Origin of the sequence: Rhodococcus sp. NPDC058505 (genome assembly GCF_042720095.1) — a bacterium.
In the GTDB taxonomy this organism is placed as follows: Bacteria; Actinomycetota; Actinomycetes; order Mycobacteriales; family Mycobacteriaceae; genus Rhodococcus_G.
Genome location: NZ_JBHXNB010000004.1, coordinates 1 through 17178, shown reverse-complemented (window position 1 = coordinate 17178; position 17178 = coordinate 1). Strand labels below are relative to the sequence as shown.

Sequence of the window (17178 nt, the reverse complement as noted above, 5' to 3'; positions counted from 1 at the left end):
CTCCCCGGTCTCTTGGTTGGGGGGATCCGCCTCCGGGGGTTTTTGTGCCCCCCGATCGGGGTGCACATCACGCACGGGCGCGTCAGCGCACCTTACAGCGCGGCCTTGTCACGGGACTTCGCGCGCGACCGCTCACGGGCCCGGTCGGTCTGCGACAGGTGCACCTTGCGGACGCGGATCGCCTCCGGGGTGACCTCGACGCACTCGTCGCCCGCGCAGAACTCCATCGCACCCTCGAGGGTCAGCTCGATCGGCTTCGCGAGCGTCTCGGTGGCGTCGGCGGTCGCCGAGCGCATGTTGGTGAGCTTCTTTTCCTTGGTGACGTTGATGTCGAGATCCTCGGCACGCGGGTTGATGCCGACGACCATGCCCTCGTACGTGTCCGCACCCGGCTCGACGAAGAAGGTGCCGCGGTCGGAGAGCTGGATCATCGCGAACGGGGTCACCGAGCCGGTGCGGTCGGAGACCAGCGAGCCGGTGTGCCGGGCCCGGATCTCGCCCGCCCACGGGCCGTAACCGTGCGAGACGGCGTTGGCGATGCCGGTGCCGCGGGTCTCGGTGAGGAAGTCGGTGCGGAACCCGATCAGACCACGCGACGGGACGATGAACTCCATGCGGACCCAGCCGGTGCCATGGTTGGTCATCTGGACCATCTTGCCCTTGCGGTTCGCGAGCAGCTGCGTGATCGACCCGAGGTGCTCCTCGGGGGTGTCGATGGTCAGCTCCTCGAACGGCTCGTGCACCTTGCCGTCGACCTGCCGGGTGACGACCTGCGGCTTGCCGACGGTCAGCTCGAAGCCCTCGCGGCGCATCTGCTCGACGAGGATGGCCAGCGCCAGCTCGCCGCGGCCCTGCACCTCCCACGCGTCCGGGCGGCCGATGTCGAGGACGCGCAGCGACACGTTGCCGATCAGCTCGGAGTCGAGGCGGGACTTGACCATGCGGGCGGTGAGCTTGTGACCCTTCACCCGGCCGACCAGCGGCGAGGTGTTGGTGCCGATGACGACGGAGATCGCGGGCTCGTCGACGCTGATGGTCGGCAGCGCGACCGGGTTCTCGGTGTCGGCGAGGGTGTCGCCGATCATGATCTCGGGGATGCCCGCGACGGCGACGATGTCACCGGCGACCGCGACCTCGCCCGGCTCCCGGCTGACGCCGACCGTCTTCAGCAGTTCGGTGATCTTGACGGTCTTGACGCCGTCGGCGTGCATCCACGCGACCTGCTGGCCCTTGCGGAGCTCGCCGTTGTGGATGCGGACCAGCGCGAGCCGGCCAAGGAAGTCGGAGGCGTCGAGGTTGGTGACGTGCGCCTGCAGCGGTGCGGCGGCGTCGCCCTTCGGCGCGGGGACATGCTCCATCAGAACGTCGAACAGGACGTCGAGGTTCTCGGTGTCGGGGGCCTGGCCGTTCTCCGGCTGATTCATCGACGCCTTGCCCTCGCGGCCCGATGCGTACAGGACCGGCAGGTCCAGCAGCGCCTCGGCGGCCGCGGCGGCCTCGTCGTCGAGGTCGGAGGCCAGGTCGAGGAGCAGGTCCTGCGCCTCGGTGACGACCTCCTCGATCCGGGCGTCCGGGCGGTCGGTCTTGTTCACCACGATGATGACCGGCAGCGACGCGGACAGCGCCTTGCGCAGCACGAAGCGGGTCTGCGGCAGCGGGCCCTCGGACGCGTCGACGAGCAGCACGACGCCGTCGACCATGGACAGACCGCGCTCGACCTCGCCGCCGAAGTCGGCGTGGCCGGGGGTGTCGATGACGTTGATGACGGTGACGGTGCCGTCCTGGTTGTGGCGGTGCACGGCGGTGTTCTTCGCGAGGATGGTGATGCCCTTCTCGCGTTCGAGGTCACCGGAGTCCATCACCCGGTCGACGAGTTCGGCGCGCTCGGCGAAGGCGCCGGACTGCCGAAGCATCGCGTCGACGAGGGTGGTCTTGCCGTGGTCGACGTGTGCGACGATCGCGACATTGCGGAAAGTGGTGGTGCTCACGCGGGGCGTTCTCCTGCTGCTGACGGGGCCACACGAAGTTTGTGTCGCACGGCTTCTGGCTGCCGCTACGCGCATGCGTGATTCCCATTCGCGACCCCCGCGGCACCAGCGTCACTGAAGACGTCACGACGGTGCACCTGTGCAGGGATTGCGGCCAGCGAACACAGTACCCGCCTCCGTCGAATTTCCCCACATCGCGGCCGGCCATCAACGGCCCTGACCTGCGGATAGTGATCTGCACCACTGGCCGGATTCGGGCCCGAAATGAGGGCACGCTAACCTCGAGCCGGATGCGTCAGTCGAAGCGGGGGTCCGGGACAGCGATGGGCAAGGTCAAGGCAAAGAAGGTGTCGGGCCTGAAGCCGAAGAAGAAGTGCTGCCGCAGCAAGACTCGCTGCATCACCTGCCCGGTCGTGATCATGCGGATGCGGAAGCTCGAGGACGCGGGCGTCACCGGGAAGGACCTGAAGAAGGGCCTCAAGAAGGCTCGGGCCGCCTGACCGCGGCGCCGGCCCCAAGCAGCGCACACAGATCGGGGAGCCAGGCGCGGTCGTTCGGAACCCAATCGACCCGCACGACGTCGGCGGCGTCGACCCAGGCGATCGCCGCATGCTCGAGCGCGACCGGAACCCCCGACACCAGTTCCGCGCGGTAGGCCCGCAGCACCATCCCGTTCGGCAGCGGCACGTCGACGCCGACCCGCGGCCCGACCACCGCCTCGATGCCGAGTTCCTCCCGCAGTTCCCGACGCAGCCCCTCCGCCGGGGTCTCGCCCGGTTCGACCTTCCCGCCAGGCAGCTCCCACCGACCCGCCAGGTCCGGCGGCGCCTGCCGCTGCGCGATCAGCAGTCGGCCACCGTCAATCACCGCGGCCGCCGCGACCTCGCGTTGACCACTGTCGCCGGGACCCGTCTGCATGGGACCATCATGACCATGGCCGAGTTGCTGACCGACGCCGAGGTCACCGCCGCGCTCACCGACCTGCCCCGGTGGCAGCGCGACGGCGCCGCGATTGTCCGGACCGTCGAACTGCCCACCTTCCCGGACGCGATCACCCTGGTCGACCGCGTCGCCGAGGCCGCAGAGGCCCGCAATCACCATCCCGACATCGACATCCGCTGGCGAACGGTCACGTTCACCTGCGCCACCCATTCGGCGGGTGGGCTCACGATGCTGGACGTGGAACTCGCCGGGGAGATCGATCGGCTGTCGGGGTCGGTGTGACCCGGCCAGCGCGGATCACCCACAGGTAGAGGGCGAAGACGCCGAGCACGTTCACCGCGCCGAGCCAGGCCAGCATCCCCGGACGGGAGATCAGCCAGATCGAGTCCTGGAAGAAGCTGAGCACCCACGGAACGCCGATCAGCGTGGTGGCAATCCAGTAGCCGGCCAGCACCTTCGCCCCGGTCCGCCCGGCGAACGGCCCGTGCACCAGCCAGATCGCGGTCGGGATCAGCCACACCCAGTGGTGGGACCACGAGATCGGCGACAGCAGCAGCCCGAAGAGCTGGACGAGCACCAGCGTCCCAAGGAGGTCATCGCTGCCGAGTGCCCGCCACGCAAACCAGGCCGCGACCGCGACGACCAGCAGCGCGAGGATCAACACCAGCCCGGTTCCGACGTCGTACCCGGCGACGCGGCTGAGCGCGCCGCGCAGCGACTGATTCCACACCGACCCGACGGGCCCGATCCGGGACGCATCGCCGAGCAGATGCTCGAAGTAGGTGCGGGCCTCCGGTCCGGCGAGCAGGTAACTCAGCGCCACCGTGCCCGCGAAGGCGACGGCCGAGAACACCGCGGCCCGCCAGCGGCGCCGCAGCACGAAGTAGAGGCCGGTGACCGCGGGCGTCAGCTTGATGCCCGCGGCGAGCCCGACCAGGCCGCCCGCCACCCACCAGCGGGCGGACCGGACCGCGACCATCGCGCCGAGCGCGAGGAAGACGTTCACCTGGCCGTAGTCGAGGGTGGTCCGCACCGGCTCGGACCAGAGCCCGACGGCAGTCCACACCAGCGCGACCGAGGCCCAGCGGGCATCGAGCCCCCGGGTCAGGGTCGAGCACCGACCGAGCAGCAGTTCGATGCTCATCCGGATCAGCAGCAGCAGCGCGCCGATCGTCGCGAGCTGCCAGGCCACCCCGACGGCATCGAACGGCAGGTAGTGCAGCGGGAAGAAGACGAGGGCCGCGAACGGCGGGTAGGTGAACGGCAGCGGGAAGTCGGGGGTCAGCTCCGAGTAGGTGAAGTCGTAGAGGTCACCGCGCAGCAACGCCGCCGACCCGTCCACGTACACCCGCAGGTCGACCAGGTTCATCCCGTTCGGGCTGAGGAAGGTCCAGGACATGCGGACCGCGACGGAGAGAAGAAGGATCAGCGGCGCGACCCGCAGGATCCGCTCGACCCTTGGGCCCGTGCGGAGTGCGCGGACCGCGGGTGCTGGGGTCGTCTCGGACACAGTGTTCGTGTTCTCCCGGGAAGGTGGTGTGCCAGCGGGTCGGGCTCCGCGCGGTCGTCGGCGAGCCTACGGCAGCCGGGTGCGACGCCGGGTATGGGCGATCACCTCGCATAACAGTTGCATCAACAACCACACTGTGCACTTGAGTAACACGCTAGGGTTCGGGTTGTCAGCATCGCCACACCGCGATGTCAGCACCGCCACATCACGCTGTGATTAACTGCCGCGGGAGTACCGCCCGTTGCCAACCGGCCGGGCCGGGCCTTCCAAACGCTGTACAACAACAGAGGCCCTGCATAGAGTGACCCCTCGACACCGAGGGGCCTGCCTGGCCAGTCGCCGTCCAGGAACGGCGACGCTTGACAACAAGGATGGGGACACCGTGCTTCGTACGCGAGGAACGCGCATTTCGATCATCGCGCTGGCGATTACCGCCGCTGCCGTCGCGCTACCGGCGACCGCCTCCGCCGAACCCGCGGTTCCCCAGATCCCCGCCGGCCTCGACATCGAGGCGCTCGCCTCGCTCGCGCCCGCGATCGTCGGTGCCGCTGCCGGACCGATCGAGCTCGGCGTGACCGACATCGCGAACCCGCAGGCCGACCTGCTCGCGCAGGCGAAGGCACTGCTCGATGCGTCCAACCTGCCGCCGGAGACGAAGGCCACCCTCGAGAAGGTCATCACCTTCCTCGACGGCAGCGGCGGCGGCGGCCCGGAGCTGCCCCCGTCGGATGGCCCGATCATCTCCCAGTTCCTGTACCCGACCCTCGGCAAGGACTGCATCGGCGGCACGTCCGATTCGGTCGGCGCCGCGCTCGCCGTTCCCGGCCCCGCGCACCTGCCGCCGCCGGGACCGAAGGCGGGCGAGGCTGGCTTCGTGTTCACCGCGCTCGGCACCAGCAAGGCCACCGCCGAGCAGCCGACCCCGCTCGTCGTGGACTGGGTCAACATCGACCACCCGAAGACCGGCCGCGCCACGCTGACGACCGCGTCGAAGATCAACCCGGACGGCCCCGCGACGCTCTCCGCGATCGCCGAGACCGGCCAGGGCCGCGTGCTCGCCGTCATCTCCGGCGGCCTCACCACCGAGGTTGAGGGCGCAGCCCCCGCCACCTGCACCTTCCTCCCGACCGTCGGGACGGTCTACGTCCCCTGACGCGGACGACCACAGCATCGGAAGGGCCCTCGCCGCGGCGAGGGCCCTTCCGCGTTCCCGGGCTGCCGTGGTAGACCGGGGAATGGCCTCCGCACGCCGGAATTCGATCAGATCCGTTCGATCCCGTCGGTCGATCCTCTCGATTCGCTCGGAGGGGTCGATCCTGTCCATCGGGTCCGCCTATTCGATTCTCTCGATCGGCAGCGTCGGCTCGATCCTCTCGATAGGCTCCATCGGGTCCGCGGGGTCCGCGCTGTCCTCCGGATCGTTCGGCAGCCTCGGCTCCGCACTGTCCGGATTGTCCCGTTGGTCGGTTCTGTCGTGGCGCGCCGACGGCGGCGAACCCGGCGACCGGCCCCTGCACGTGCTGGCCGAGGAACCCGACCTGTCCCGGTCACCGCTGGCACACAACCAGACCTGACCCGCCGCGCGCGGCGTCAGTCGACACCCATGGAGGACCTGTGACCCGATCCGCCGACGCCACCACCACCACCGCGCCGGGCAGCAACCGCTGGACGCGTGCGGAGTTGGAGACGGCGTTCGCCGGCTACCAGCGCACGGTCGAGGAGGCGAAGCGGACCGGCGACTGGAACCTCTTCGCCGACATGTTCACCGAGGACGCGTCCTACATCGAGCACGCGTACGGCACGTTCGCCGGACGCGAGGAGATCCGCCCGTGGATCCTCCGGACGATGAACAGCTTCCCCGGCAACCACATGACGTCCTTCCCCGCGCTCTGGTACACCATCGACGAGGACCGTGGCTGGGTGATCTGTGAGATCGACAATCCGATGTGCGACCCCGGCGACGGCTCCGTGCACGGGGCGTCGAACCTGACGATCCTGCACTACGCGGGCGAGGGGCTGTGGTCCTGCGAGGAGGACATCTACAACCCGATGGGGTTCCTGAAGATGGCCAAAAAATGGTGCCGCGCCGCCGAATCCGCGAACGCGCTGCCCGACGAGGCCAGGGAGTGGCTGGTGAAGTTCGGCGGCTGATCCCGGCTCCCCGATCCGGGTCGTCGGCGACGACACTTCCGCCCGGTACGTCGTCCACCGCCGCTCGGCGCGCTACCGGGGCTACGCTCGACCCATGAAAACCGCAGCTGCCGTGCTCGCCGCCTCGGCCATCTCGCTCGCCCTGGTCGGATGCACGTCGAGCAACGACGACGAGTCCACCACGACGACCACCACCGGCAATGCACTCGACCGCGCCTCGGCGGCCGTCTCCTCGGCCGCCGAGGCCGCACAGGGTGCCGTCTCCTCCGCGCAGAGCGCCGCGCAGGGCGCGGTCTCCTCCGCGCAGTCCGCCGCGAGCAGCCTCGCGGACCGTGCCACCGGGGCCGTCGACGCCATCCAGGCAGGCACCTTCACCGCCGCGTTCCGGGCGGGCTACCCGGAACTCGCCGAGGGCCGCGACGACGCCGCCATCGAGGACATCTACGCGCAGACCTGCGCCGCGATCGATCAGAACATCGACGAGTCGACGGTCATTGCCGAACTTGAGGTCCGCGCGGGCAACAACGGCACGCTCGCCACCGAGCAGCAGGCCAAGCAGATCTACAACATCGCCAAGCCGCTGTGCTAGCGAACCGGTGACCGCGGCCTGACGGGTCCGCCAAGCAGGCCCGTCAGGCCAGCGACCATTGGCCGTAGTCGGCCCGGAGGATCGAGTTCAGGTCGACACCGACGCCGCCGACGGCGCGCTTGTCGATCTCGAACTGGTGCAGGTGCGCCTCCGGGTGCACGTACCCCTCGGGTGTCCCCCAGTCGTGCTGCCAGAAGTACGCGCCAACGCCGGCGTCGAGGAGACGGTCGATCGTGCCGGAGTTCGCGTAGACGCCGGTGTTCTCCTGCCCGACGACCGCTTCCCATCCCCGCAGGTACGGAATGATCTGGGTGGTGATCTCCTGCGCGGTCGGGTTGTCGTCGATCGACGCGTAGATCGGCCTGCCCTCCGGTCCGCCGGCGGCGCGGTGCAATTCCAGGCCCCGCTCGGCGTGCCGGGTGCCCGCGTCGAGCCCGCCCCGCCAGTCCGAGGTGGCGCCCTTGCCGAACTGGTAGCAGGAGACCACCTCGAGTCCCGCCGCGGTCAACGCCGACGCCTCGTCCGCCCGCATCGGCTTCCCGAGCATCCACTGCGCCTCCGGCCTGCGGTCGGAGACGTACCGGATCGCACCCGCGTGCCCGGCCGCGGAGATCGCGGCGGCGTCGGGAACCCCGCCGGAGTAGTCGATCAGCGTGCCACCGACCGGCGCCGCGGACGCCGCGAAGCTGCCCGCCCCGAGTGCCGCGGCACCGAGCGCGGCCGACCCGACCGCGGCGTACCGGAACAGTTCACGTCGGGTTACCTGCACGGTGCCTCATTTCGCCGGGGACGTTTGCAGAATTGCACCACACCACAGTGGTGCCTGCCAGTCGCACAAACCCCTTCCGGTCTCACCCGCACCACGACCGGCGCTGCCCTGCCCGGCGTCGGCGGTACGCTCGGGACATCACCGCCGGTCGGCGGCACCCGTCGATCACACGACCTCCCATCCGACCTCCCCGAGGAGCGCGAGGCGTCATGTCGAAAGAGACCTGGTGGGCGATCGCCCCCGAAAGCCCCTTCACGTTCGAGCAGCGCCCCAACGGCGACCTCGTCGTCGCGAACCGCGACGGCGCCGAGGAGCACGTGCTGCACGGGTACGAATGGATGCACATCACCCCCGACGACCCGCAACGAATCAAGGTGCACGGCGAGGGCCCGCCGCCGTTCGGACGCTGGGTGCGGCTCGACTAGCAAGTTCCGCGTTTCTGAGCAATCCCTAAGTACTGCTCACAACCCCGGCGGAACGCCGGACCCACCCCGTAGCCTCCCTGCGGGGGTCAGGGGAACGGCCGACCCGGTCGATCCCCCGGCGACAGGCGTCACACACGCCCGGAAGGGGAGGAACGACTTCACCATGACACTCATCGTGTTGGCAGGGATCACCGCACTGGTCTGGGTCTGGCCCGTCGTGGATGTCCATACCAGGGCGCCGTGGCAGGTCAGGGTGTTGCCGCGCACCGCGTGGCTCGCGGTGACGCTCCTGCTACCGGGTATCGGCGGCGCATTGTGGCTGCTCGTCGGCAGGCCGCGTCGTCCGATGCCGCTTCCCGAGCAGCACGTCCACCCGGCCGTCCACTTCGCCCGCGAACGCGAACGGGCCAGGGAGCAGGCGCTGCTCGACGAGGAGGACGAGTTCCGCCGTCGCTTCCGCGAGCGGGTCGCCGACCAACGTCAGGCCGGTCACGCGCACCGCCTCGAACTCGACGACGCCTGAACCGCGCGGTCAGCTCGTCGTCACATGCCAGACGAGGGCCGCGGCAAGGGCGCCGACCCCGTTCAGCGACCAGTGCAGCGCGATCGGTGCGAGCAGGCTGCCGCTGCGCCGCCGCAGCCAGGTGAACGCGACACCGGCCAGCGCCGTCGCGGCGACCGCCCCCGCGATGCCGAGCACCTGACCGACCAGTCCGCCACCGAGCACCCCGGACAGCCCCGCGTTGCCACTGGTCAACCCGAGCGACGACGCGATGTGCCAGAGCCCGAAGAGCAGTGAGCCCGCGGCGAACACCCCGCGGGCACCCCACAGCCGGTCCAGGGTCCCGTGCAGGACACCGCGGAACGCGAGCTCCTCGGGAATCACCGTCTGCAGCGGAATGATGATCATCGATGCGATCAACGCGCCGGACACCGTCGCGTACCGATTACTCAGGAAGAACTGCCGCGTGAGCGGCACCGCGATCGCGACCGCGACGACGCCGAGGACCAGTGCGACCGCTCCCACCGCGTAGAGGCTGCCCTTGCGCCAGTGCCGCGGCGACAGACCGAGCTCGGCCCAGCCGAGGCCGCGTCCACGCCCGAGGCCGAGCAGCACCGCGGCCGAGATCGGGACGGCGGCGATCGACGCCCACACCGTGGTGAAGTGCGCGATCAGGTTCGTGGCGACCAACACCACCACGACGATGGCCACGTCGAGATACGCATGGAACCTCGGTCGCGTGATCGCGGGGAGGCCAGGCCCTGCCGCGGCAGCTGTATCCGACACCGCACCGAGTGTACGGACCCCACGACGGGTGCCTGGGCCGTATGATCCCCGCCGTCGTCGGCGCCGGACGGCAGGTTTAGCCTGGTTCTCGACTTCACACGCCCATTCCCAGGAGAGATGATGGCCGACTTCCTCTACGAGGACCTGCTGCCGATCGGGGAAGATCCCACCGAGTACCGGCTGCTGACCACCGAGGGGGTGTCCACGGTCGAAGGACCGGACGGCCGCACCTTCCTGCAGGTCGAGCCCGAGGCGCTGCGGCTGCTCACCGAGACCGCGCTGCACGACATCTCCCACTACCTGCGCACCGACCACCTCACGCAGGTCGCAAGCATCCTCGACGACCCCGAGGCGTCGAACAACGACAAGTTCGTCGCGCTCGACCTGCTGAAGAACGCGAACATCGCCGCGGCCGGGGTGCTGCCGATGTGCCAGGACACCGGCACCGCGATCGTGATGGGCAAGCGCGGCCAGCACGTGCTGACGCCGGGCGACGACGACGAGGCGATCGCCCGCGGCGTGTACGACGCCTTCACCCGGCTGAACCTGCGCTACTCGCAGAACGCTCCCCTCACCATGTGGGACGAGAAGAACACCGGCAACAACCTGCCCGCGCAGATCGAGCTGTACGCGGACACCGCCAAGGGCCACGAGAACTCCTACAAGTTCCTGTTCATGGCCAAGGGCGGCGGATCGGCCAACAAGTCGTACCTGTACCAGGAGACCAAGGCCATCCTGAACCCGGACTCGATGATGCAGTTCCTCGAGGCCAAGATCCGCTCGCTCGGCACCGCCGCGTGCCCGCCGTACCACCTGGCGATCGTGGTCGGCGGCACCTCGGCCGAGTTCGCGCTCAAGACCGCGAAGTACGCGTCCGCGCACTACCTGGACGAGCTGCCCACCGAAGGCGCGATGACCGGCCGCGGCTTCCGCGACCACGAGCTGGAGAAGAAGGTCTTCGAGCTGACGCAGAAGATCGGCATCGGCGCGCAGTTCGGCGGCAAGTACTTCTGCCACGACGTCCGCGTCGTCCGCCTGCCGCGGCACGGCGCCTCGCTGCCCGTCGCGATCGCGGTGTCCTGCTCCGCGGACCGGCAGGCGAAGGCGAAGATCACCCCGGAGGGCGTGTTCCTCGAGCAGCTCGAGTTCAACCCGGGCCGGTTCCTGCCCGAGGTCACCGACTCCGAGCTGGACGCCGAGACGTCCGGCGTCTCGGGCACCGGCAAGGGTGCCGCGGTGAAGATCGACCTGACCCGCCCGATGCCGGAGATCCTCGCCGAACTGTCCAAGCACCCGGTCAAGACCCGGCTGTCGCTGACCGGTCCGCTGGTCGTGGCCCGCGACATCGCGCACGCGAAGATCAAGGAACGCCTCGACGCAGGCGAGGACATGCCGCAGTACCTCAAGGACCACCCGGTGTACTACGCCGGCCCGGCGAAGACCCCGGAGGGCATGGCGTCGGGTTCGTTCGGACCGACCACCGCGGGCCGGATGGATTCCTACGTCGAGCAGTTCCAGGCGGCGGGCGGCTCGATGGTGATGCTGGCGAAGGGCAACCGCTCCAAGCAGGTCACCGACGCGTGCGACGCGCACGGCGGCTTCTACCTCGGCTCGATCGGCGGTCCCGCGGCGCGGCTGGCACTGGACTGCATCAAAAACGTCGAGGTCATCGAGTACGAGGAGCTCGGCATGGAGGCGGTCTGGAAGATCGACGTCGTGGACTTCCCGGCGTTCATCGTCGTCGACGACAAGGGCAACGACTTCTTCGCGCACACCGGCGAGGTCACCCTCACGGTCGGGAAGCGTCCCGGCCTGTAAGGGCGGTGATGACTCAGGGCCCGGTGGGAGCGATCCCGCCGGGCCCTCGTCGTGTCACCGTTGCATCGTCACCAGGACTGCCCCGCGGGCTGCCGGACGGTGACGTTGAGCCGGTTCCACAGGTTGATCGTCGCGATCTCCAGCGTCAGCGCGGCCAGCTGCTGCTCGTCGAAGTGGTCGGCGGCGTCGTCCCACACCGGGTCCGGGACGGCGTCCGGCCGATCCGCGATCCGGGTGACGGCCTCGGTGAGGGCGAGCGCCGCCCGCTCGGGATCGCTGAAGTGCGACGACTCCCGCCATGCGGCGACCGCGAGCAGCCGGTCGGTGCTGTCCCCGTCGCGCAGCGCCTCCTTCGAGTGCATCTCGAGGCACACGCTGCAGCCGTTGATCTGGCTGGCCCGGATGTGCACCAGGTGCACGATGCTCGGGGGCAGGCCGCTGCCCGCGGTGCTGGCACTCACCGCTTGCAGCGCGGCGACCGCGCCGGGCAGGACCATCGCCGGGTTGTTCATGCGAGCCTTCATGGTGTGCTCCTTCATCGGTGCTTCGGACTGATCGGTGCTTCGGACTGATCGGTGTTCCGGTCGTTCGATGCTCGTGTTCGTCATCTCGTTGACGGATCGGGCGGGAAGAATGTGACAGCGTGAACGACGAACTTCTGGCACGGCAGTTCGAGGAGCACCGCGACCATTTGCGCGCGGTCGGCTACCGGATGCTCGGATCGACCAGCGAGGCCGACGACGCGGTGCAGGAGACGTGGCTGCGGCTGAGCCGCTCCGACGCCGCTGCCGTGCAGAATCTCGGGGGCTGGCTGACGACGGTGCTGAGCCGGGTCTGCCTGGACATGCTGCGGTCCCGCGGATCCCGTCCCGAGGTGCCGCTGGACGAGCCGTCCCCTCGGGCGGTGTCCGATCCACGGCCGGATCCGGCACCGGAGGACGAGGCCGTCCTCGTCGACGAGATCGGCATCGCGATGATGGTGGTGCTCGACACCCTTGCCCCAGCGGAACGGTTGACGTTCGTGCTGCACGACATGTTCGCGGTCCCGTTCGACGAGATCGCGCCGATCGTCGACCGGTCCCCCACCGCGACCCGACAGCTGGCCAGCCGGGCCCGTCGCCGGGTCCGCGGTGCGTCGGTCCCCGACCACGCCCGGCACCACCGGCGCCGGGTGGTCGACGCCTTCCTCGTCGCCGCCCGCGAGGGCCGCTTCGAGGACCTGCTCACGGTGCTCGACCCCGACGTGGTGCTGCGCGCCGACGGTGCCGCGGTCTCCTCGGCGACCGCGGCGCTCGCCTTCGGTGCGCCCGCGCTGGCGGCGCGGATGCACGGCGCCCCCGCGGTGGCGGAGGCGTTCCGTGGCCGCGCCACCGGCGCCCGGCTCGCCACCATCGGCGGCGACCTCGGTGCGGCATGGGCGCCCGGGGGCACGCCGCGGTCGGTGTTCACCTTCACGGTCGTCGGGGATCGGATCGTTGGGCTCGACGTGATCGCCGACCGGAGCGCGATCGCGGCGCTCGACCCGCAGCTGGTGTGACGGGTCGCGTCGCTGCGCCGGGAGGGTCGGCGCCCGGCCCTACACTCGCGCCATGACGATGAACGTGTCTCGCGCACAGGTTCTCTCGTACCGGTGGCGGGTCCACCAACTCGGCAGGGCCGTCGGCGACGCGGCCGGGCCCACCGACTGCGACGTCCTCGACATCGGCGTCCAGAACACCGGACCGGACGGCGCGGCCCTTGCGCTGCACCTGCGCGGCACCCCGCCGGACACGGCGGGCGACCTCGCCCTCGCCTGGACCATCCGCGGCGCACCGCACTGCTATCGCCGAGCCGACCTGCCCGCGGTTGCGGTGGCGACCGCACCGCTGTCGGAGTCGGACGCGGGCAAGCGCATCTTCGATGCGAACCGGCCGCTGAAGGCAGCCGGGATCCCCGCGCTCGACGCGCTGCGTGCCGTCGCGGCCGCGATGCGCGATATCGTCCGGGAACCGACCGTCAAGGGCGACATGTCGGGTGCGTTGTCCGAGCGGATGAGCGAGCCGTACCTGCGGTTCTGTCGGCCGTGCAACGCCACGCACCTGTACGAGATGCCGTTCCGGCTCGCCGCGCTGCACGCGGGCCTGGAACTGCGCCGGGGAACCTCACCGCCGATCCTCGAACGCATCCCCGGCTGGCGGCCGGCCCCGTACGACCGGCTCGCGACCGACGCCGACCCCCGGGTCGACGTGATCCGCGGATACCTGCGTTTCTTCGGCCCGACCGACCCGAAGACCGTCGCCTCCTACCTCGATGCGCCGGTCGCGGAGGTGAAGCGGAACTGGCCCACCGACATCGTCACCGTTGCGGTGGACGGTGTGTCCCGGTCGATCCTGGCCGACGATGCCGATGCACTGTTCGTCGCACCGGCCGACGGGTCGGTGCGGCTGCTCGGCCCGTTCGACCCGTACCTGCAGCTGAAGGACCGGGGCCTGCTCGTCCGCGACGAGACCCGACGGAAGGCGTTGTGGCCGACGCTGGGTCGGCCGGGGGCCGTCGCCGTCGGCGGCGAGGTGATCGGCGAGTGGCGGCCGCGGACGACGGGGCGGCGGCTGGCGGTGGAGGTGACGCGGTGGCCGACGGAGGGCGGGCCGTCCGCCGCGGCGGAGGCGGTCGAGGAGCAGGCCGCCGCGCTCGCCGCGTTCCGCGGGGTCGAGTTCGCTGGCGTCACCTGGCGGGGCTAGGCCGTGTTTCAGAAGTGGTTCCGCCGAGGGAATCGCTACTGGTCGGCGTGTCGTGGTCGGAGATGATCGCATAGACGTCGGTGTTCAGAGACCCATTCGTGTCGCACCATCGTCCGGTCTCGGCAGTGTGCGTCGTATCGTGCAGTGATGGATCGTCAGTTGCCCGAGGGATTGTCCTTGCTTGTCCGTACCGACTTTTCGGATGATGCCCTGTGGCGGGAGGTGTTGCGATCGACCGTCAACGAGGATGAGGACGAGGACGAGTACTACCCGCAATTCACCGTGGTCGATGATCCGCAGTTCGAGGGGTTGACCATCGGCGGGCTGTTGAAAGTGGCGCGGCCTGACCAGTCCTATGTTTTTGTGGCGGACAGTCGAACGATGACCGATCCAGAGCATCCGCTGCTGGTGGTGGACACGGGCAGGGAGTCGACGGGGCACGTTCGGGGTCAGAGTGTGCGGGTGACGCAGCCGGTGATCGAGGCTGTGGAGTCGAACCTGTCCATCGCGAACATGGACTTCGTCGACTTCGTTCAGGCCGCGGAAGCCGACGGCGTGTACCGCGGCGCGGATCTCCGGACGAAACAGCCCGAGGTGCAGAGCGTTGCGCTCTCGGTAGTGCGGGATGCTGTTGCCCGCCAGAGCGGCGATCCGCTCTTCGCGCGCCTTCTGCACGATATCGACTCCGGTGAAATCAGCGGGACGACAATCCCTGTCACTCTGGATTTCGATATGGACAAGTATCGGGAGAATACGCGCAAGCCAATCGATGTCGACGTGTGGCGAGCCGAGGGGAAGGAAGAGTTTCTTCAGGCGATCAGCGAGGTGCCACGTGCGTCGACCTTTCGGCTGACGGCGTACGGACGCTTCATCTGGGACGTCGTCGCCGCTCCGGCCACGCTGGAGCCGGTCGCTGCGTACAAGATGGTCAGGACGGTTGATTCCGAGTGAGCGCCGGTGGTTGGGCGGGTCTCGCCCAACCACCGGTCGTGTCGGTCAGGAGACGGCGAACTCACCGATGACAGTCGTACCGTCCGTGTCGTAGAGCGGGACCGTTCGCGCACCGGGATCGGTGGCCAGGGCCTGCTCGGGGGTTGCCGCGGGTCCGCCGAGTGCATCCTTATGGATGTACCCGATCTCGCCGTTCGAGCCGATCGCGGCGATCAGGTCGGGAAGGTCTGCGTCGGCATCGATTCCTTCGCCGGATCCGAACGACTGCCCCCGATTGTTGGTTCCGGTTTCGATGTCGATGGTCTCGGCGACCTGGGCGCGGGCACTGAGCGGTGCAGGAACGTCGAAGTACAGCGGGTCGGTCGGGAAGGTGACGTACTCCTTGTAGGTACTGACACCGTCCCACGCGGCGACGAATCCGTGGCTGTTGTACCACCCGGTTCCGCACACCGCGGTGGTGCCCACCATCATCTGGGGGGCGGGGCGGACGTTGTAGCGGTAGTCGATGGCCTGGCAGAGGGCGCCGCTCTTGAACAGCCGCGCTCGGGCGCCGAGTCCGGCGGGAGCGACGTCGTTACCGGCGACCGTCCACACCTTGGATTGGGCGACCAGGTTGGGGTCGTTGATGATCGTCGACTGGTGCAACAGCAGGTTCCCGTTGACCGGAAGCGTTGCTCCGACCCAGCCGCTGAGGGTGTCCGCCCCCGCAATGCCGGGAGCAGCGAGCAACGCTGCTCCGGCGACCGCGCCAGCAGCCAGTGCAGATTTCAGATTGCGTCGAGTCATGTTGAACTCCTTCATGGGTTGTGGTGGGTCCGGTGGAGCCGGCTACGTCGTGCTGACGGTGAATGCATCGCCGGTCATGATTCGGTTGAGCCGGTAGAACGAGGCCATGAGATCTCCCTGGGCGGAGTTTTCAGTCTTGGGTACCCAGGCGATACTCGATGTGGCGCCGCCTTCAGCTGTCGATGCGAAGGGGTACTCGTCGCACTCAGGATTGACCATGGTGGGGTCTGGCGGGCCCAGCGCTGACGTCCGCGCCGTACTGCATGCGGCTGCTCGGTTCGCGTCTCGGGTACCCGAATCGGTGCGGTGCAGCGGGCTACCCAGCTGTCCCCGTCCTGTCGCGGACTGATCTGCGGAGATGTTCGCTGCGATGTAGGGGTAGGCCGAGCTGTAGTAGGCGACGTTGGGGGTGTAGTCCGGGTTCACGCATCCGGTTCCGCCGTTGACCTCTTGTGCCTTGTCGCACCGCAGAGTTTGCGATGCGGCCTTGTAGGTCGGGCCCGGAGTGACCGGCTGCGCGGGTGTGTGCGACTGGTACGCGTACGTGAATTCGGTCCGATCGGTGTTGATCGTCGCCAGGGGGGCGAAGTACGGTTCCTGCACGATGTCGTTGCTCTGATCGGTCAGCGGCATGCTGAAGTTCAGGATCTCCTCGGAGACGGCGCCGGACGGGTGCGCGGCGACGCTGAAATCCAGGGTTCCCGGTACCGGCGTTCCCCACGTAGCGAGCGTCGAGACTTCCGCGACCACCATCGACCGTTGGAGGCCGTACTGGGAATTGATGTTCAGCTGGATGTAGACACTCCACACGCCGGTGATCACCTCGGGCGCACTGGGATTGGCCTTGGTGAACTGCTCGACCCGTTCCGTGTACGTCTCGCACGAGGTGTAGCGGTGACGGTCGCAGGGCGGCAAGATGCTCTGGATCTGCGCGCGCGCCTGCTCGTCGACCGGGGGACCGGGAACATGCCGCTCGTAGAGTGTCGGAGCATCCGGTGCTGTGGTGGTCGGCTGCGCGACGGCGATCCCACCGCCGGCCACCATCGCGGCGGTAAGCGCAAAAGCAGAGCCCCACCGCATCCACCAGCCGCCGCCGATTCGTCGCGTGCTCAAGTGCATCCTCCCCGCCTGAATCCGGACATACCTGGGAGAGTCCCCTGGGGTGGTGGGAATCGGGTGAGACCCTGACCTGCAGGATCGGCCGCGTGTCGGTCCCGTAGCAAGGACGGGCCATCGCGTAG

Annotated in this window: 20 protein-coding genes; 12 read left to right on the top strand and 8 right to left on the bottom strand. The window is 69.1% G+C overall.

The window, feature by feature from the left end:
* Positions 1–92: 92 nt before the first annotated feature.
* Complete coding sequence (typA, locus tag ACFWPA_RS04325) at positions 93–1988, bottom strand: translational GTPase TypA (protein WP_378505812.1); 1896 nt, start codon at positions 1986–1988, stop codon at positions 93–95.
* Between the two features lie 290 nt (positions 1989–2278).
* On the opposite strand from typA, the gene ACFWPA_RS04320 reads away from it, so the two are divergent.
* On the top strand, positions 2279–2488 hold the full coding sequence (locus ACFWPA_RS04320; RefSeq protein WP_378506064.1) for a hypothetical protein: 210 nt from the start codon (positions 2279–2281) through the stop codon (positions 2486–2488).
* On the opposite strand, the gene ACFWPA_RS04315 is transcribed toward ACFWPA_RS04320, so the two are convergent.
* Positions 2466–2906, bottom strand: coding sequence for a (deoxy)nucleoside triphosphate pyrophosphohydrolase (locus ACFWPA_RS04315; protein WP_378569686.1), 441 nt, complete (start codon positions 2904–2906; stop codon positions 2466–2468). The genes ACFWPA_RS04320 and ACFWPA_RS04315 overlap by 23 nt on opposite strands.
* A 15-nt stretch (positions 2907–2921) precedes the next feature.
* On the opposite strand from ACFWPA_RS04315, the gene ACFWPA_RS04310 reads away from it, so the two are divergent.
* Complete coding sequence (locus ACFWPA_RS04310) at positions 2922–3212, top strand: 4a-hydroxytetrahydrobiopterin dehydratase (protein ID WP_378505810.1); 291 nt, start codon at positions 2922–2924, stop codon at positions 3210–3212.
* Here ACFWPA_RS04310 and ACFWPA_RS04305 read toward each other — a convergent pair.
* Entirely contained in the window at positions 3154–4440 is a 1287-nt protein-coding gene (locus ACFWPA_RS04305; RefSeq protein WP_378505809.1) for a mannosyltransferase, read from the bottom strand. The genes ACFWPA_RS04310 and ACFWPA_RS04305 overlap by 59 nt on opposite strands.
* Positions 4441–4822: 382 nt before the next feature.
* On the opposite strand from ACFWPA_RS04305, the gene ACFWPA_RS04300 reads away from it, so the two are divergent.
* From ACFWPA_RS04300 to ACFWPA_RS04285, 4 genes are all read left to right on the top strand, one after another.
* Positions 4823–5593: a hypothetical protein gene (locus ACFWPA_RS04300; protein WP_378505808.1), complete on the top strand. Its 771-nt coding sequence runs from the start codon at positions 4823–4825 to the stop codon at positions 5591–5593.
* Between the two features lie 82 nt (positions 5594–5675).
* Entirely contained in the window at positions 5676–6014 is a 339-nt protein-coding gene (locus ACFWPA_RS04295; RefSeq protein WP_378505807.1) for a hypothetical protein, read from the top strand.
* 40 nt (positions 6015–6054) lie between these two features.
* A complete protein-coding gene (locus ACFWPA_RS04290) occupies positions 6055–6591 on the top strand; it encodes a nuclear transport factor 2 family protein (RefSeq protein WP_378569685.1) in 537 nt (178 codons plus the stop codon).
* Between the two features lie 94 nt (positions 6592–6685).
* A complete protein-coding gene (locus ACFWPA_RS04285) occupies positions 6686–7180 on the top strand; it encodes a hypothetical protein (RefSeq protein ID WP_378569684.1) in 495 nt (164 codons plus the stop codon).
* Positions 7181–7223: 43 nt separating this feature from the next.
* Here ACFWPA_RS04285 and ACFWPA_RS04280 read toward each other — a convergent pair whose 3' ends face one another.
* Positions 7224–7949 carry a DUF1906 domain-containing protein gene (locus tag ACFWPA_RS04280; RefSeq protein WP_378505804.1) on the bottom strand — a complete coding sequence of 242 codons (726 nt, stop codon included), beginning with the start codon at positions 7947–7949 and terminating at the stop codon, positions 7224–7226.
* Between the two features lie 209 nt (positions 7950–8158).
* On the opposite strand from ACFWPA_RS04280, the gene ACFWPA_RS04275 reads away from it, so the two are divergent.
* Positions 8159–8374: a maltose regulon activator MalT gene (locus ACFWPA_RS04275; RefSeq protein ID WP_378505803.1), complete on the top strand. Its 216-nt coding sequence runs from the start codon at positions 8159–8161 to the stop codon at positions 8372–8374.
* A 163-nt stretch (positions 8375–8537) separates the two neighbouring features.
* A complete protein-coding gene (locus ACFWPA_RS04270; protein WP_378505802.1) occupies positions 8538–8897 on the top strand; it encodes a PLD nuclease N-terminal domain-containing protein in 360 nt (119 codons plus the stop codon).
* Between the two features lie 9 nt (positions 8898–8906).
* On the opposite strand, the gene ACFWPA_RS04265 is transcribed toward ACFWPA_RS04270, so the two are convergent.
* Positions 8907–9662 (bottom strand): CPBP family intramembrane glutamic endopeptidase, encoded by a 756-nt coding sequence (locus ACFWPA_RS04265; protein WP_378505801.1) that lies wholly within the window; start codon positions 9660–9662, stop codon positions 8907–8909.
* A 120-nt stretch (positions 9663–9782) separates the two neighbouring features.
* Here ACFWPA_RS04265 and ACFWPA_RS04260 point away from each other — a divergent pair, with 120 nt between their 5' ends.
* Entirely contained in the window at positions 9783–11480 is a 1698-nt protein-coding gene (locus ACFWPA_RS04260) for a fumarate hydratase (RefSeq protein WP_378505800.1), read from the top strand.
* Between the two features lie 68 nt (positions 11481–11548).
* On the opposite strand, the gene ACFWPA_RS04255 is transcribed toward ACFWPA_RS04260, so the two are convergent.
* Positions 11549–12004, bottom strand: coding sequence for a carboxymuconolactone decarboxylase family protein (locus tag ACFWPA_RS04255; protein WP_378505799.1), 456 nt, complete (start codon positions 12002–12004; stop codon positions 11549–11551).
* A gap of 119 nt (positions 12005–12123) precedes the next feature.
* On the opposite strand from ACFWPA_RS04255, the gene ACFWPA_RS04250 reads away from it, so the two are divergent.
* From ACFWPA_RS04250 to ACFWPA_RS04240, 3 genes are all read left to right on the top strand, one after another.
* A complete protein-coding gene (locus ACFWPA_RS04250; protein ID WP_378505798.1) occupies positions 12124–13017 on the top strand; it encodes a sigma-70 family RNA polymerase sigma factor in 894 nt (297 codons plus the stop codon).
* Positions 13018–13069: 52 nt separating this feature from the next.
* Positions 13070–14200 carry a winged helix DNA-binding domain-containing protein gene (locus tag ACFWPA_RS04245; RefSeq protein WP_378505797.1) on the top strand — a complete coding sequence of 377 codons (1131 nt, stop codon included), beginning with the start codon at positions 13070–13072 and terminating at the stop codon, positions 14198–14200.
* A gap of 147 nt (positions 14201–14347) precedes the next feature.
* Positions 14348–15151: a DUF6924 domain-containing protein gene (locus tag ACFWPA_RS04240; RefSeq protein WP_378505796.1), complete on the top strand. Its 804-nt coding sequence runs from the start codon at positions 14348–14350 to the stop codon at positions 15149–15151.
* Positions 15152–15196: 45 nt separating this feature from the next.
* Here ACFWPA_RS04240 and ACFWPA_RS04235 read toward each other — a convergent pair whose 3' ends face one another.
* Positions 15197–15937 carry a hypothetical protein gene (locus ACFWPA_RS04235; RefSeq protein WP_378505795.1) on the bottom strand — a complete coding sequence of 247 codons (741 nt, stop codon included), beginning with the start codon at positions 15935–15937 and terminating at the stop codon, positions 15197–15199.
* Between the two features lie 42 nt (positions 15938–15979).
* Entirely contained in the window at positions 15980–17050 is a 1071-nt protein-coding gene (locus ACFWPA_RS04230; RefSeq protein ID WP_378505794.1) for a NucA/NucB deoxyribonuclease domain-containing protein, read from the bottom strand.
* Positions 17051–17178 lie beyond the last annotated feature (128 nt).

Coding starts and splice junctions, on each gene's coding strand:
- ACFWPA_RS04245 (WP_378505797.1), top strand. CDS start 13,070: ATGACGATGAACGTGTCTCGCGCACAGGTTCTCTCGTACCGGTGGCGG.
- ACFWPA_RS04270 (WP_378505802.1), top strand. CDS start 8,538: ATGACACTCATCGTGTTGGCAGGGATCACCGCACTGGTCTGGGTCTGG.
- ACFWPA_RS04240 (WP_378505796.1), top strand. CDS start 14,348: ATGGATCGTCAGTTGCCCGAGGGATTGTCCTTGCTTGTCCGTACCGAC.
- ACFWPA_RS04320 (WP_378506064.1), top strand. CDS start 2,279: ATGCGTCAGTCGAAGCGGGGGTCCGGGACAGCGATGGGCAAGGTCAAG.
- ACFWPA_RS04295 (WP_378505807.1), top strand. CDS start 5,676: ATGGCCTCCGCACGCCGGAATTCGATCAGATCCGTTCGATCCCGTCGG.
- ACFWPA_RS04315 (WP_378569686.1), bottom strand. CDS start 2,906: ATGCAGACGGGTCCCGGCGACAGTGGTCAACGCGAGGTCGCGGCGGCC.
- ACFWPA_RS04235 (WP_378505795.1), bottom strand. CDS start 15,937: ATGACTCGACGCAATCTGAAATCTGCACTGGCTGCTGGCGCGGTCGCC.
- ACFWPA_RS04255 (WP_378505799.1), bottom strand. CDS start 12,004: ATGAAGGCTCGCATGAACAACCCGGCGATGGTCCTGCCCGGCGCGGTC.
- ACFWPA_RS04310 (WP_378505810.1), top strand. CDS start 2,922: ATGGCCGAGTTGCTGACCGACGCCGAGGTCACCGCCGCGCTCACCGAC.
- ACFWPA_RS04275 (WP_378505803.1), top strand. CDS start 8,159: ATGTCGAAAGAGACCTGGTGGGCGATCGCCCCCGAAAGCCCCTTCACG.
- ACFWPA_RS04260 (WP_378505800.1), top strand. CDS start 9,783: ATGGCCGACTTCCTCTACGAGGACCTGCTGCCGATCGGGGAAGATCCC.
- ACFWPA_RS04285 (WP_378569684.1), top strand. CDS start 6,686: ATGAAAACCGCAGCTGCCGTGCTCGCCGCCTCGGCCATCTCGCTCGCC.